Origin of the sequence: Proteus sp. NMG38-2, assembly GCF_020640995.1 — a bacterium.
Lineage (GTDB): Bacteria > Pseudomonadota > Gammaproteobacteria > Enterobacterales > Enterobacteriaceae > Proteus.
On sequence record NZ_CP085481.1, the window covers coordinates 3533941 to 3549610 of the forward strand.

Consider the following 15670-nt stretch of genomic DNA (forward strand, 5'->3'; position numbering starts at 1 on the left):
CTTTATTTTCCTCCAAGAAGATCTCTTGCTCCCCAATGAGGAAAATGACGACGGATAAGCTGATTAAGCTCAACCTCAAAAGCATCGTATTGTGTCGTAGCTTGTATAAGCGTATTGCGAGTTTCTCGAATAAGCCCCGCTCCTACCGTGACATTGCTTAACCTATCAATAAAAATAAGCCCTCCCATATCGGCATTGGCTTGATAGTTATCAAGCACCAAAGGCTCTTCGAATGAGACTTCAACACTACCTATTGCATTTAAACTTAAATTATCTGTAACTTGTTGAGTAAGCTTATTCACATCTACTTGATAATGAATATTCTCTATATTTGCTCGACTCTTTTTGCCTGCAATCTTGATATCAAGTATATGCCCTTGAACTAAGGGTTGCTCTGACATCCATACCACATCTATCAATGCATGAGTGCTAATATTGGCAGTTGTATCACTACTATCAACAATAATATCTCCACGACTAATATCAATTTCATCAGTTAAAACAAGTGTAATAGCTTGTCCCGCACTCGCTTGGGTTAAATCACCATCAAAAGTAACAATACGTTTGATAGTAGAACGTTGCCCCGAAGGTAATACTTTGATTTGTTGTCCTTGGTAAATAACACCAGAAGAAATCGTGCCACTGTATCCTCTAAAATCTAGATCAGGGCGATTTACATATTGCACTGGGAAACGTAGCGATTGTGTAGATGATCCCAATTTAACTGGTGCGTCTTCTAATAGTGAAATCAAAGTTTTCCCTTGATACCAAGGCATATTCAAGGAAGGTAAAACGACATTATCACCATCAAGCGCAGAGATAGGTACAAATTCAATGGTTAGATCTGTAGGAAGTTGATCGGCAAATTTAAGATAATCTTGTTTGATCGAGTCAAAAATAGCTTGTTGGTGATCCACTAGATCCATTTTGTTAATCGCCACAATCAGATGGCGTATCCCCAAAAGTGTGCTGATAAAACTGTGACGTCGCGTTTGCTCTTGTACGCCTTTACGAGAGTCGATCAGCAGAATAGAAAGTGTACTGGTTGATGCACCTGTCGCCATATTACGGGTATATTGCGCATGTCCAGGTGTATCAGCAATAATAAATTTGCGTTTTGCCGTTGAAAAATAACGATAAGCAACATCAATCGTGATCCCTTGCTCCCTTTCCGCTGCTAATCCATCCACCAGCAAAGCCAGATCGAGCTTTTCACCTTGAGTACCTATTTTTTTACTTTCCGTTTGTAATGTAGAAAGCTGATCTTCGTAGATCTGCCTTGTATCATGAAGCAAACGCCCTATTAATGTGCTTTTGCCATCATCAACATCACCACAGGTTAAAAATCGTAATAATCCTTTGTTTTGTTGCATTTTAAGATAGCTTTCCACGCCACCAAAATGTGCAATCTCACCAGCAATAAGTTGATTTGTTTTCACGACTGCAAGTCCCATATATCCTCCAATTAAAAGTAACCTTGACGTTTTTTCAGCTCCATTGAAGCGGACTGATCACTATCAATTAAACGCCCTTGTCGTTCACTGCTGGTGGAAATCAGCATTTCCTCAATAATGGCAGGTAGCGTTTCGGCTTGTGAAGGAATGGCTCCTGTTAATGGCCAGCATCCTAAAGTTCTAAATCTCACTTGTTGCTGAGTGATAACTTCACCCGGCTTAAGATCAATTCTGTCGTCATCAACCATAATTAATGTGCCATCACGCTCAATAACAGGTCTATTTTTTGCAAAATAAAGAGGAACAATATCGATATTTTCTAAATAGATATATTGCCAAATATCGAGTTCAGTCCAGTTAGATAATGGAAATACTCGAATACTTTCACCTTTATTAATTTGGCCGTTATAGTTTTTCCATAATTCAGGTCGTTGATTTTTTGGATCCCAACGATGAGATCTATCTCTAAATGAATAAATACGTTCTTTGGCTCGTGATTTTTCTTCATCACGACGAGCGCCACCAAATGCCGCATCAAAACCATATTTGTCTAAAGCTTGTTTTAACCCTTCTGTTTTCATGATATCCGTATGTTTTGCACTACCATGAATAAACGGATTAATTCCAAGCTCTTCACCTTGTGGATTGCGATAAACCTTAAGATCAAAACCATACTCTTTAGCTGTTTTATCTCGAAAATCATACATTTCTCGAAATTTCCAGCCAGTATCAACATGTAGCAAAGGAAAAGGTAATTTAGCGGGATAAAATGCCTTGCGTGCTAAATGCAACATCACCGAGGAATCTTTGCCTATTGAATAAAGCATGACGGGATTTGCAAATTCAGCGACAACTTCACGCAGAATATAAATACTTTCTGCTTCTAATTGCTGGAGATGCGTTAACTGTGTTTCATTCATAACAACCTCGTTTAGGCAAAATGAACCAAAGATGAATGGTGCGAAGGTAAAGACGGATAAGCGTGTCTATCGCCAAACCACGCAAGTTGATGGTGCAATGCAGCCACCTCTCCTACAATTAATAGAGCCGGAGTGGGCGCTTTTTCTGCCAATTGCGCTAATTGCGTTAAATCACCCGTGAAAACTTGCTGATCACGGCGTGTGCCACAACTAATAACAGCGATAGGTGTTAATGGAGAACGTCCGAGTTTGATTAAACGCTGACTAATCAGTTCTGCTTTTGTCGTTCCCATATAAATAGCGAGTGTGTGATTAGCTTGCGCTAACGATGCCCAATCTGGTTCTATTCCATCAGCTTTACAATGTCCTGTCATAAAAGTGACACTTTGAGCATATTGTCGGTGAGTTAACGGTATCCCAGCATAAGCACTTGCTCCGCTGGCAGCGGTGACTCCTGGTACAACCTGAAACGCAATACCATGCGCGATAGCAATTTCGATTTCTTCGCCACCACGTCCAAAAATAAAGGGATCTCCCCCTTTTAACCGAACAACTCGTTTACCTAATTGCGCATATTTCACAATCAGTGCATTTGTTTCCTCTTGAGAAACACTGTGATGTCCAGCTCTTTTGCCCACACAAATAGTGTCAGCATCGCGTCGTACCAGTTCTAAAACTTCTGGGCTTACTAAACTGTCATAAAGGACGACTTCAGCTTGTTGAATAACCTGTAAACCACGCAATGTTAATAAACCTGCATCACCAGGGCCTGCCCCAACTAATGCGAGTTCACCTTGTTGGCTCTCTTTTTGTTTTAGCTGTTGTTCAAGTTGGGCCTCGGCTTGAACCAATTGATCACTCGCCACTAGAGTGGCAAATTTACCACCGAAGGCTTGCTCCCAAAAACGACAACGCGCTTGAAAAGTATTTAAGTGTTGTTTCACTTTATGGCGCCATTTTCCTGCAATTGTCGCCATTGTGCCTAATGAACTTGGCAATAAAGCTTCTAACTTCTCACGTATCATACGAACTAAAACAGGCGCTTTTCCCGCCGAGGAAATCGCAATCAAAATAGGGTTTCTGTCAATAATGGCAGGAAAGATAAATGAGCATTGAGGCTGTGAATCCACAACATTGACAAAAATATGTCGTGCTTGTGCATCAAGATAAACTTGTTGATTAAGTACACTGTCATCTGTAGCTACAATAACCAGCATCATTCCTAATAGATGTTCAGGTTGATATTTTGCTGACACCCATTCAATTTTATCTTGCTGATAAGCAAGATGTAATTCGTCACATAATTGAGGAGCTATCACTTTTAATTGAGCACCTGCTCTTAATAACAGCAAAGCTTTACGCGCGGCAACATGACCACCACCCACCAATAACACCGGGCGTTCTTTTAATTCCACAAATAAGGGTAGGTAATCCATACGCGTATCTCACCTTCATTGTTCACTTTATGAGTAACGACTATAAAAGGTGCTTTAGGGCTTATGAAATGACAAAAAGCTATGTGATGGAACAGAAAGGAATAAGGAAAAATAAAATAATTTCAATGAGTTATTTTTTTTCAAAACGACAAATAGGGCAATAGATTGAACTATTACCCTAATTATTTTATTGATAAATAATGGCGTTATTCGTGTAACCCACACTCACGTTTTAAGCCAAAAAAACGAGTTTCTTCTTCACTCATACCTTCTTCCCATTTTCGGGTTGTATGAGTATCACCCACAGAGAGATAACCTTGCTCCCATAAGGGGTGATAAGGTAAATCATTTTCTTTAAGATACTGATGAATTTGCTTATTATCCCAATCTACTATCGGTAAAAACTTAAAGATCCCTTTTGAGATTGAAAGCACTGGTAAATGCTCACGGCTTTTAGATTGTTGTCGGCGAAGACCTGCAAACCATGTTTGAGCCTGTAACGTTTTTAATGCTCTCTCCATCGGCTCAACTTTGTTTATTTGGTTATAACGTTCAATCCCCTCAATGCCTTCTAACCAAAGTTTGCCGTAACGGGCTTCTTGCCAAGATGAAGATATTTCAGCTCGATACACCTTTAAATTAAGTTGTAACTGTTGAGTCAATGTATCAATAAACTGATAAGTCTCAGGAAACAAATAACCCGTATCTGTCAAAATCACAGGAATATCAGGATATTGCCTTGTAATTAAATGCAAACAGACTGCAGACTGAATACCAAAACTAGAGCTTAATACATAAGCTTTAGGCAAATGTGTTAAAGCCCAAGTAATACGTTCAATAGCGGTAAGTTGCTCAAGTTTTTGATTAATTTCAGCTAACGTTTTTTGTTGTTCTTCTATCGATAATAACCTTAGTTGTTCAAGCTGAAATATATTCATACCGCCTCCTGCACTTCATAAAAATCCACGGCAGAATTGAGTACAGGTTTAACAACATCGGTACGAATAAGGAAATCACCAAACCCTTCATTGTTATGGCGAGAAATGGCCCAATCACCAATCAATGAATCAAGTATTGCTATAATTTCTTGCGAGGTAATATTTTCACGATACATTCTAGGTATGCGTGTACCAATACGATTACCGCCTAAATGTAGGTTATAACGATCGGGGGCTTTCCCCACCAGTCCCACTTCTGCCAACATAGCGCGACCACAACCGTTCGGGCATCCAGTTACGCGCACAACAATGTGCTCATCACTGACGCCATGTTTTGTCATTAAGCTATCAAGTGTGTCGGTGAATGAGGGTAAAAAACGCTCTGCTTCAGCCATTGCCAATGGGCAAGTTGGAAAAGAGACACAGGCCATTGCATGTTCACGCAGTGGGGTCACCTTGTCATCAATTAATCCATATCGACGAGCAATAGCTTCAACATTTGCTTTTTCATTTTCAGGTACACCCGCCACAATCAAATTTTGATTGGCAGTAAGACGAAAATCACCTTGATGAATTTTAGCAATTTCAGCCACACCCGTTTTCAATGGAGCATCAGGCTTATCAATCAATCGACCACTTTCAATAAATAAAGTAAGATGCCATTTATCATCAACACCTTTTAACCAACCAATTTGATCGCCTCTATGTGTAAATTCATAAGGTCGAATAGCATCAAAAATAACACCTGAGCGACGTTCAACTTCCTGCTTAAATGTTTCTATTCCAACACGTTCTAATGTGTATTTTGTTTTTGCATTTTTACGTTCAGTACGATTTCCCCAATCACGCTGGGTCGTCACAATCGCCTCAGCAATTGCTAAGGTTTTTTCAATAGGGATATAGCCAAATTCACTGGCTAAGCGAGGAAAGGTATTCTTATCACCATGAGTCATCGCAAGACCGCCCCCCACCAGTACATTAAACCCGACAAGACGCCCATTTTCAGCAATTGCAATAAAATTCATATCATTAGCATGAAGATCGACATCATTATGAGGCGGGATCACCACCGAGGTTTTAAATTTCCGCGGTAAATAGGTTTCTCCTAAAATAGGCTCTTCATCTGTTGTTGCAACTTTTTCTTTGTCTAACCAAATTTCAGCATATGCATGAGTGCGTGGTAATAAATGCTCTGATATTTTTTTTGCCCACTCATACGCTTCTTGATGTAATGAAGATTGCACTGGATTTGAAGTACATAAGACATTACGGTTAACATCATTCGCTGTTGCTAGAGAATCAAGTCCTGTGGCGGCTAACATTTGATGGGCAGGTTTTACATTACCCTTTAAAATGCCATGAAATTGAAAAGTTTGGCGGTTAGTAATTCGAATACTGCCGTAAAGTGTATTTTCTGTCGCAAACTGATCAATGCTAAGCCACTGTTTAGGTGAGATAATACCACCAGGTAAACGACAACGTAACATCATCGCATGGCGAGGCTCTAACATTTGCTCCGCACGTTCTGCACGAATATCTCTGTCATCTTGTTGATACATGCCATGAAAGCGGATCAATAGAAAGTTATCGCCTTCAAACCCACCCGTTAAACCATTTTGTAAGTCTTCTGTAATAGTACCGCGTAAAAAATGACTCTCTTTTTTCATGCGTTCACTATCAGCCAGTTTCCCTTCAACCACTAAGGGCGCTTGAGTATGTGATTTCATTTAATAGACATCCCTCTGATAACGCCGTTCTAGACGTAGCTCACTTAAATATTCATCTGCTGCTTCACTATTTTTATTGCCATACTCCATCACAATATCTAACAACGCTTGTTCAACATCTTTTGCCATATGTGATGCATCACCACAGACATAAAGATAAGCGCCTTGTTGTAACCATTGCCAAATATCACTACCACATTCACGTAATTTATCTTGTACATAAATTTTATGTGCTTGATCTCGTGACCATGCTAAATCAATATGGGTTAACAGGCCGCTTTTGACATAACGTTGCCATTCCACTTGATAGAGAAAATCTTCAACAAAATGAGGGTTACCGAAAAATAACCAGTTTTTACCTGTTGCACCGTCATTTTCACGCTGTTGCATAAAGGCTCTAAAAGGTGCAATACCTGTACCTGGCCCAATCATAATCACGGGTGCATCGTTATTGTTTGGTAAGCGAAAATGTTCATTCTTTTCAATAAAAACATTGACGGTATCGCCTTCTTTCAAGTTATCCGCTAAAAAGCCAGAAGCTCCACCAGTATACGCACGCGAGTTTACGTCATAACGCACAACGCCTAATGTAAGGTGTACTTCGTCTTCCACTTCTTGTTGTGATGATGCAATAGAGTAAAGGCGAGGAGTAAGAGGACGTAAAATATCCACAAAATCTTGTGCCGTTGGCTGAGCACAATATTGGCGCACCATCTCATTAATAGGGTGTTTTTGTGCATATTGCTGAAGCTTTGTTTTATCAGCAATAAGTGACAATAAATCTTCATGGCGTGTAAGTTGCGCATAGGCCTTGACGATAGGCGCGCTATTTTGAGTCAATTCACAATGATGTAATAAGGCTTCTTTTAAGGTGAATGTTTGAGATTTTAACGTGACAGGTTCATCACCTTTTAGCCACAATAACGTGATAAGTTCATCGACTTTTTCAGGCGAGTTATTAAACCAAACACCCAGTGCATCACCGGGTTGATATTGCAAATCAGAACCTTCAAGACTGATTTCAATATGGCGAATATCTCTATCTGAATTTCGACCTGTGATTTTTTGATTAGTCAGTAATGTGGCAGTAAAAGGCGCATCACGATGATAAATAGAAGTTTCTATCGTATCTGTCGTACCTGACTGCGTTTGCTGTAATACTTGCGTACTCTGTGCAGGTACTTTTACTTTTAAGATTTCTGTAAGCTGTTTTATCCATTCATCCGCAATGGCCTGATATTCAACATCAGCATCAACTCTAGGTAATAAGCGCATTGCACCAAGTTGGGCAATTCTTTCATCAAAGTCTTTGCCTGCCTTGCAGAAATGTTCGTAAGAAGTATCGCCTAAACTGAATACCGCATAAGACGTTTCCTTCATTTCAGCTGCTTTTTTAGAGTGCAGATATTTATAGAAAGCAATCGCTTCTTCTGGAGGCTCACCCTCTCCTTGTGTAGATGCAATAATAATTAAAGTTGTCGCTTTATGGATCTGCTTAAATTTATATTCACTAGCAGAGTACAACTCAACATTCAATTTATGAGCAACTAGATTATCTCGTAATTGTTCTGTCAGATGGCGGGCATTACCAGTCTGAGAAGCAGAGATTAATGTAATAGTCTCTTGTTCAGGAACTTGTGGTGAAACAACCGCTGTTGACACGGGTACAGCAGCATGATCCAACTGCCCCCATAAATACCCAGATAACCACGCAATTTGCGCTGTTGAGAGATCTTTTGTTGCATCTTGTAATTTATTCAATTGCTCTGGTGTTAATGGAAGCATTGATAATAATGGGGGTTGATTGCTCATTTATCCTGCCTTAAAAAAGCGATGCACTTATCTGTGCTTTATTGTTCTTTGATAATATTTCTAATATTGAGAGGGTATCTCACGACTAGAAGGTGAATTAAAGACCTGTTGGCTCTATCTAATAACCTTAAATGCTAAATTTATTTATCGGTTTCCTTTACCAATAAAATTAATAAGCAAAAAGGAACATAACAAGTCATTAAGATTAAGGGAGATTAGGCGTGATACGCTAAATCGGCTACACTGGTAGACTTCGTTCTATTTGTGTCTTTTTTTTACTAATTAAGTCAAGAGAGTTTTGATGACAACCACCATCTTTAAAGATTTTCAGTTTGAAGCCGCCCACCATTTACCGCATGTTCCTGAAGGCCACAAATGCGGACGCCTGCACGGACACTCCTTTTTGGTTCGATTAGAGCTAACAGGTGAAGTTGATACACAGTCAGGTTGGCTTATTGATTTTGCTGATGTTAAAGCCGCATTTAAACCCACTCTTGAGCGTCTTGATCACTACTATCTTAACGAAATTGAAGGCCTTGAAAATCCGACCAGCGAAGTGCTCGCAAAATGGATTTGGCAGCAAGTAAAACCGGTATTACCATTATTATCTGCGGTAATGGTGAAAGAGACGTGTACAGCAGGATGTATTTATCGCGGTGAATAGCTCTGTATTAAGATTAAACCGTTATCACCTAAAAGAAAATCAGCCTTTTATTGGCTGATTTTTTTCATATTAAAAATCTGATCACGCAATATTTAAATACTTATGCGTTTGCATTGAGAAACGCCAATTACGTTCAATACAAGTTTTAATACACAATGCCGTTGCACTCTCTTTACAACTAATGGGCTGTAAAGCAACAACAGGTGCAGGTTGTTCTGTGCGTAATGCCAATAATGTATCCAACGCTTCAATATCTTTTTCACGTCCAACAGGGTGTTTTATTTCATTAGCACGATTGATAGCGTTTGATAAAACACTAAAACCGCCTCGCATTCCCACTTTAGGTGAGAGTGTGACCCATGTTTTTTCACTACATAGAATGTCATGAGTACCGCTGGTTTCTATCTGGCAGGCAAAACCCGCTTGCTCTAATCCTTGCGTTAAAGGACGCAAATCATATAAACAAGGTTCCCCTCCCGTGATAACAACGTGTTTTGCACTATAACCTTGTTGCTGAAAAAGTGATAAAATTTCAGCAACACTGGCTTCGCCCCAAGTATCGCTTTCTTGCGTTTTAATCGGGATATCACCAAGAGGAACTTTTTTTTCGCCCTCTTTTTCCCAAGTATGCTTTGTATCACACCAACTACAGCCGACTGGGCAACCTTGTAATCGAACGAAAAGCGCAGGAACGCCAGTAAAAACACCTTCACCCTGTAAGGTTTGAAACACTTCATTAATGGGGTATTGCATAAGAAACTCTGATATCCAATGAATGCTGATGATTATTACAGATAACTATCTCACCGTAAGAGGCTTTATGATAAGGTACATGGTTTGTTTTGAATAGCTAACGTGCGAGAAGACACTGAAAAAGAGGATAGAGTTCCTCCGTTGGACAGAGATGGGAATACTTTAGATGCAAAAAGAGAATCAACTTTCACGAGGATTATCAGGGCGGCACATTCGTTTCATGGCGCTAGGCTCTGCGATCGGGACAGGTCTATTTTATGGCTCAGCTGCAGCCATTGAAAAAGCAGGTCCCGCAGTATTATTGGCTTACCTTATCGGTGGTGCTGCGGTATTTATGGTTATGCGTGCATTAGGGGAAATGGCCGTTCATCATCCTGTTGCGGGCTCTTTCTCACAATATGCTAGCCATTATATGGGACCTTTAGCAGGCTTCTTAACCGGTTGGAACTACGTTTTTGAAATGCTGATTGTTTGTCTAGCTGACGTCACAGCATTTGGTTTTTATATGAAACTTTGGTTCCCTGATGTCGATCAATGGATATGGGTATTAGGCATAGTTTGCTTTATTGGTGCCTTAAACCTTTGCCATGTGAAGATATTTGGGGAAATGGAGTTTTGGCTTTCTATTATTAAAGTCACCGCTATTATCGCAATGATCATTGGTGGTGTTGTTATTATGATGTATGGCTTTGGCCAACAAACTGAGCATCCTATTGGTATCTCTAACTTATGGGAGTTTGGTGGTTTTATGCCAAATGGTATTGAAGGGGTTATCGCCTCGCTTGCCATTGTGATGTTTGCATTTGGTGGGATTGAAGTCATTGGTATTACTGCCAGTGAAGCTAAAGATCCTGAGAAAACCATTCCTAAAGCTATCAATGCTGTACCGTTTCGTATCTTATTATTCTATGTTCTAACAATATTTATTCTAATGTGTATTTTCCCTTGGCAACAAATCGGCCATAACGGTAGTCCATTTGTACAGATTTTCTCAAATCTAGGGATCAATTCAGCTGCAAATATCTTAAACCTTGTGGTTATTACAGCCGCAATTTCTGCAATTAATAGTGATATCTTTGGGGCAGGTCGTATGATGTACGGTATGGCTCAAGAAGGGCAAGCACCTAAATCCTTTATGAAGCTTACCCGTAATGGCGTGCCTTGGATGACAGTACTAGTAATGTCAGTGGTACTGTTACTTGGCGTAGTGCTTAATTATCTTATTCCAGAGCAAATCTTTGTTTTAATTGCCTCTATTGCGACATTTGCAACAGTTTGGGTTTGGTTAATGATTTTACTTTCACAAGTCGCTATGCGTCGTAAGATGAGCGATGAAGAAGTAAAAACACTTAAATTCCCAGTACCACTATGGCCTGTTGCACCAGCACTAACTATCGTCTTTATGGCGTTTGTTATCGCAATCTTAGGGTATTTTGAATCAACTAGAATGGCATTGATTGTGGGTATGGTATGGGTAGCGATTTTAACTATCGGCTACTATGTGGGTATCAAACCAAGAATGAACCAGAAATAAATCATATTTCTGAGTTAACCAATATTTAAGTTGGGCAATAAAGGCTGTGGATAATTTCACAGCCTTTTTCTTTATTAGATAATAGCGATTGTTACTAAGCCAGTGCTTGTTCTAGATCTGCAATTAAATCATCCACATCTTCTAGGCCAATTGATAAACGAACCAAACCGTCACTAATGCCATGTCTTTGCCGTTCTTCTACACTATAAGTAGCATGAGTCATTGTCGCTGGATGTTGAGCTAAAGATTCGCAGTCTCCTAAGCTCACAGCTCGACTAAAAAGATTTAAGCGATTGAGAAACTCTCTACCTGCTTTAATGCCTCCTTTTAACTCAATAGCTATCATACCTCCAGCTAACCGCATTTGACGTTTGGCTAGTTCATATTGAGGAAAAGAAGTCAGCCCAGGATAATAAATAGTTTCGACTTTAGGATTATCTTCAAGGTATTGTGCTATACGTTGTGCATTTTCGCAGATCTGCTCCATTCTTATGCCTAACGTTTTTATACCTCGTAATATTAACGAGGCATCGTGAGGAGACAAACAAGCCCCTGTCATATCCTTTAAACCCTCAACACGTATTTTATTGGTTAATTCATGTGTAGTAATAATTGCACCCGCAGTCACATCGCCATGGCCTGATAAGTATTTGGTCATAGAATGCACAACAATATCTGCACCAAGTTTTAAGGGTTGTTGTAAATAAGGTGAACAGTAAGTGCTATCCACTATCACTAAAATATTATGCTGATGAGCTATTTCTGATATGTTTGCTATATCACTGACACGCATATTAGGATTAGCAGGAGTTTCAAAAAAAATTATTTTTGTTTTCTCAGTAATCGCTTCTTTCAGTTTTTTTAGATTAGTTAAATCAACGTGTTTTATTTTAATGCCAAACTTGGCAAGCCCATGATTAAAAAAAGTAAAAGTACATCCATAAAGTGTCATATCTGCAATCAATTCATCACCAGGCTGAAGTAACGACCAACAGGTTGATGTAATCGCGCCCATTCCTGAAGAAAAAACAACTGCACCTTCACCATCTTCTAATTGTGCTAAACGTTTTTCTAATAAATCTAATGTAGGATTAGAAATCCGTGAATAAAAATGTCCTTTTTGCCGCCCTGCAAAACAATCAGCTCCATATTGAGCCGTCGGAAAAACAAAAGTAGACGTTTGAAAAACAGGAGGCACTAACGCCCCCTGAGAGTCTAACGGAGAATAACCATAATGTATTGCTTGAGTATTAAAATGTTTATTACCTTGCGTCATTACATCTCCTAATTATTAATTAGTTTTCTATTCGTTGGTTATTTTCCCCGATAATTTGAACTGTTCTTAGAATAATAGAAATTCCTTTAAGCGTATCAGGATTTCTTAATAACGCAAAAGTTGATCCTAAAGTATATTTTTTATCTTGATAAATAGATTCTTTCTTTGCCATATTATAAGCGGCACTTAATTCCCATACTGGAATTAATGTTTCTTCAAATGCGACCGACAGTTTTTCAACCGTTGCGTTATCCATAATATCTATTGAATCTGATATTAAAGATAATAAATCGACAATATTATCAAACCGCTTTAATGCTAATAATGGTCTTGCTTTTTCTAATAAATGTTGAAGATGTAATTTATCTTCATCCGTTAACAGTTGAATATCTGCTGGGCTTAAATTATTTTCACTCATTATTGTATCCCCTATAATAATCCTCTAACTGTTGCCCAATATAAACCTCTGTTATAACTATTACGTAATAATCCCCCTAACTTTGTTGGCGGTGTAGGTATTACGTCGTGCTTATAATCATATTGTAATGGCATTCCTGCTGATAGCCCCATTTGTGCAACGGCTTGTACTCGACCATCATAAATAGTGGCAGGATAACCATAGCGCAGTTCACCACAGATATTATTAGCAATTACACCGGCTTGGTTATGACAGCTACCACCGGCTTTACTGATCGGTAAATCAACGGTATCACCAATAACATAAACTTGGTTTAATCCATAAACTTGTAATGTTTCAGGATCTGTAGGTAACCACCCCTCACCGTTATTATGTTCACTTAAACCCGTGTTACGAATAGCTTCAACCGCAGTAATTGGCGGAGTACTCATCAGAATATCAAACGGCTCTGCTTCACCCTCTTTTGAGTAAGCTATCTTTTTATCTGGATCAACATGGCTTAATGTAAATCCACGTTTAGCTTTAATATCGCGCTCTGAAAATACCGCAGGAAGGACTTCGCAAACCTCTTGTTGCATAAACAAACAGTTTCTTAAAAGTTGAGCAACTGTAGGATAGGTATAAACAATTTCAATATTGCTTCTTACTCGACGTTGACGTAATAGTTCATCAAGCATCAAGGTTGTTTCCATTGGAGCAATACCACATTGATGGGGCACATTCGGCGTTTCAGGAAAACTCACTGTAATAAATACACGCCCTTTTTCAATTGTCGCAAGTTTATCAGCGAGCGCTCTTGCTGCTTCATATTGATAAAAATGACTACCTGCTTCTTTTAAACCTTCAATTCTATGAGGGCTAGGAACACAGCCAGTTGCAAAAACTAAGAAATCATAATTATATTTTTTCTTGGACTCGCAATAGATAACTTTATTGTTAAAGTCAAAACGCTCAGCTTTATCTATAACAAATTCAATTTCAGGTCTTAATAAACTTCTTTCTGATCGCATTAACTCTTCTTTTAAAAAGAGATTAAATGCAATATACATAAATGCAGGCTTGTAATAATGATGAGGGTTATCTGAAATAAGTGTTATTTTAATTTTATTTGAAAATATTTCTTCATTTAATTTTTTAGCCAGGATATTAGCAAGAATAGTTCCGCCGGTACCACCGCCAATAATAACTATATTTTTTGTTGGCATTTTATTTCCTATATCTAGTGATATTAGATAGACAAAAAAAGTATAGTAAAAGGCATTAATATAACAAATAGATTAAATAGATAAATAAACTATCTTTAAAATAATTATTCTAATTGATAATCGTTATAATCATATCGAATTTAAATATTTAAATTTAATATTAACTATCGTTATCATCACTCACTAATAAAATGTTGCAATTAAAGGATGATGATCTGAAGCATCAGTGATCAGCACTTCTGCATTATTTAGCGATAATCCGCGATAGAAAATATAATCTAACGGTTTACCAAATGCTTTAGTACGCCAATCATTATCAAAAATAACCTCTTTAAGTCTTAACCTTCTCGCAAAACGCTTTAATACATTCACTCTAGGACGACTCCATGCATTAAAATCACCTGCAAGAATAATAGGGCCTTTATGATGCATGATATGAACAGATAAATTACTTAATTGACGCTGATACACATCAACACCAAAACTAAAATTAATCGCATGCACATTAATCACCATTAGATGATCACCCGTGATCAGCGGATATACCGTAATTAATGCTGATTTTGATAAACGTAGAAAAGGTTCTTTTTCTCTTAAAGGACAACAATAGATAGGATGAGAACTTGATAAAGTCATTACCCCCGCTGGATGTTGCTGAAAAGCTAAGGCAGGTACTTGATCTGCGATTAAATGATGGGTTCCTGCAAAACGAACAAGTTCAGGCGTAGTTTGAGCCTCTTGCAATAAAAGTAAATGCGTATCGGTTGATAAGATCTCTAACATATTGCGCCAATTGGGTCGTTGCTGTTTATAGATATTCCAAACTGCAATTTTTAGCGTGCCTTCTGTATAAAGAGGCATTCCAATAGGTAACGTATCCTTTCTTTCACTTAAAGGCGGGCTTGGTTCAATCCTTTCTACAGGTTGACCTGCCACAAAACGTACTGAATAAGTCGGTTTCTTCGCCATTAACAACCTCAGATAAGCAGCAAGATTTCTTGCTATAACTTAAGTATACCAAAGCCTAGCGCTACCCTCATCTTTTAAAAGGACACCATAATCAACAAAAGTAATTATTTTTATATAAATTAGTTATTTTTACTTAATTTTAGAGATTTAATGTCTGTTTATTCTTAAATTTTAAGCAAAAAAAAACCTAAGTCATTAGACTTAGGTTTCTTAATGTTGGCGGAACGGACGGGACTCGAACCCGCGACCCCCTGCGTGACAGGCAGGTATTCTAACCAACTGAACTACCGCTCCGCGTATTCTTTTCGCGATTAATGTTTTCCAACACTAATGCTTTAATTTAATGCCTGGCAGTTCCCTACTCTCACATGGGGAGACCCCACACTACCATCGGCGCTACAACGTTTCACTTCTGAGTTCGGCATGGGATCAGGTGGGACCGCTGCGCTATGGCCGCCAAGCAAATTCTGTTTAATCACCCGTTATTTTGTATCTCTACGCAATAACCAGCAATATTCAATCTTAAACAAGCTTACTTCATCTACTTTTCGTCTCTCAGACAAA

The 15670-nt window shown here is 38.7% G+C and carries 13 protein-coding genes, 1 tRNA gene and 1 rRNA gene; 2 read left to right on the plus strand and 13 right to left on the minus strand.

Features of this window, described 5'->3' with window-relative positions; genetic code table 11:
- Window positions 1–2: 2 nt before the first annotated feature.
- The 6 genes from cysN to cysJ all read right to left on the minus strand — a co-directional run bounded on the left by cysN (window position 3) and on the right by cysJ (window position 8287).
- Window positions 3–1454 (minus strand): sulfate adenylyltransferase subunit CysN, encoded by a 1452-nt coding sequence (gene cysN, locus LG402_RS16805; RefSeq protein WP_227335999.1) that lies wholly within the window; start codon window positions 1452–1454, stop codon window positions 3–5.
- 11 nt (window positions 1455–1465) lie between these two features.
- Entirely contained in the window at window positions 1466–2374 is a 909-nt protein-coding gene (gene cysD / locus LG402_RS16810) for a sulfate adenylyltransferase subunit CysD (RefSeq protein ID WP_109409747.1), read from the minus strand.
- A gap of 11 nt (window positions 2375–2385) precedes the next feature.
- Complete coding sequence (gene cysG / locus LG402_RS16815) at window positions 2386–3810, minus strand: siroheme synthase CysG (RefSeq protein ID WP_227336000.1); 1425 nt, start codon at window positions 3808–3810, stop codon at window positions 2386–2388.
- A 206-nt stretch (window positions 3811–4016) separates the two neighbouring features.
- Window positions 4017–4748: a phosphoadenylyl-sulfate reductase gene (locus tag LG402_RS16820; protein WP_227336001.1), complete on the minus strand. Its 732-nt coding sequence runs from the start codon at window positions 4746–4748 to the stop codon at window positions 4017–4019.
- A complete protein-coding gene (gene cysI / locus LG402_RS16825) occupies window positions 4745–6475 on the minus strand; it encodes an assimilatory sulfite reductase (NADPH) hemoprotein subunit (protein ID WP_166539746.1) in 1731 nt (576 codons plus the stop codon). The genes LG402_RS16820 and cysI overlap by 4 nt, the downstream gene beginning before the upstream one ends.
- Complete coding sequence (gene cysJ, locus LG402_RS16830; RefSeq protein ID WP_227336002.1) at window positions 6476–8287, minus strand: NADPH-dependent assimilatory sulfite reductase flavoprotein subunit; 1812 nt, start codon at window positions 8285–8287, stop codon at window positions 6476–6478.
- A 301-nt stretch (window positions 8288–8588) separates the two neighbouring features.
- On the opposite strand from cysJ, the gene queD reads away from it, so the two are divergent.
- Window positions 8589–8951, plus strand: coding sequence for a 6-carboxytetrahydropterin synthase QueD (queD, locus tag LG402_RS16835; protein ID WP_198622798.1), 363 nt, complete (start codon window positions 8589–8591; stop codon window positions 8949–8951).
- 81 nt (window positions 8952–9032) lie between these two features.
- Here the strand turns inward: queD and queE are convergent, their stop codons facing one another.
- The gene (gene queE / locus LG402_RS16840; RefSeq protein WP_166539743.1) at window positions 9033–9704 is read right to left on the minus strand and encodes a 7-carboxy-7-deazaguanine synthase QueE; all 672 of its coding nucleotides are present in this window, start codon (window positions 9702–9704) and stop codon (window positions 9033–9035) included.
- 166 nt (window positions 9705–9870) lie between these two features.
- Here queE and LG402_RS16845 point away from each other — a divergent pair, with 166 nt between their 5' ends.
- On the plus strand, window positions 9871–11238 hold the full coding sequence (locus LG402_RS16845) for an amino acid permease (RefSeq protein ID WP_227336003.1): 1368 nt from the start codon (window positions 9871–9873) through the stop codon (window positions 11236–11238).
- Window positions 11239–11332: 94 nt separating this feature from the next.
- Here LG402_RS16845 and LG402_RS16850 read toward each other — a convergent pair whose 3' ends face one another.
- The 6 genes from LG402_RS16850 to rrf all read right to left on the minus strand — a co-directional run bounded on the left by LG402_RS16850 (window position 11333) and on the right by rrf (window position 15567).
- Window positions 11333–12514 (minus strand): methionine gamma-lyase, encoded by a 1182-nt coding sequence (locus LG402_RS16850; RefSeq protein ID WP_166539742.1) that lies wholly within the window; start codon window positions 12512–12514, stop codon window positions 11333–11335.
- A 19-nt stretch (window positions 12515–12533) separates the two neighbouring features.
- Complete coding sequence (locus LG402_RS16855) at window positions 12534–12932, minus strand: hypothetical protein (protein ID WP_109409738.1); 399 nt, start codon at window positions 12930–12932, stop codon at window positions 12534–12536.
- Window positions 12933–12943: 11 nt separating this feature from the next.
- The gene (locus LG402_RS16860) at window positions 12944–14137 is read right to left on the minus strand and encodes an NAD(P)/FAD-dependent oxidoreductase (protein ID WP_227336004.1); all 1194 of its coding nucleotides are present in this window, start codon (window positions 14135–14137) and stop codon (window positions 12944–12946) included.
- 183 nt (window positions 14138–14320) lie between these two features.
- A complete protein-coding gene (locus LG402_RS16865; protein WP_072070197.1) occupies window positions 14321–15106 on the minus strand; it encodes an endonuclease/exonuclease/phosphatase family protein in 786 nt (261 codons plus the stop codon).
- 217 nt (window positions 15107–15323) lie between these two features.
- Window positions 15324–15400, minus strand: a tRNA-Asp gene (locus LG402_RS16870).
- Between the two features lie 51 nt (window positions 15401–15451).
- Window positions 15452–15567 (minus strand): 5S ribosomal RNA (gene rrf / locus LG402_RS16875).
- Window positions 15568–15670: the final 103 nt, after the last annotated feature.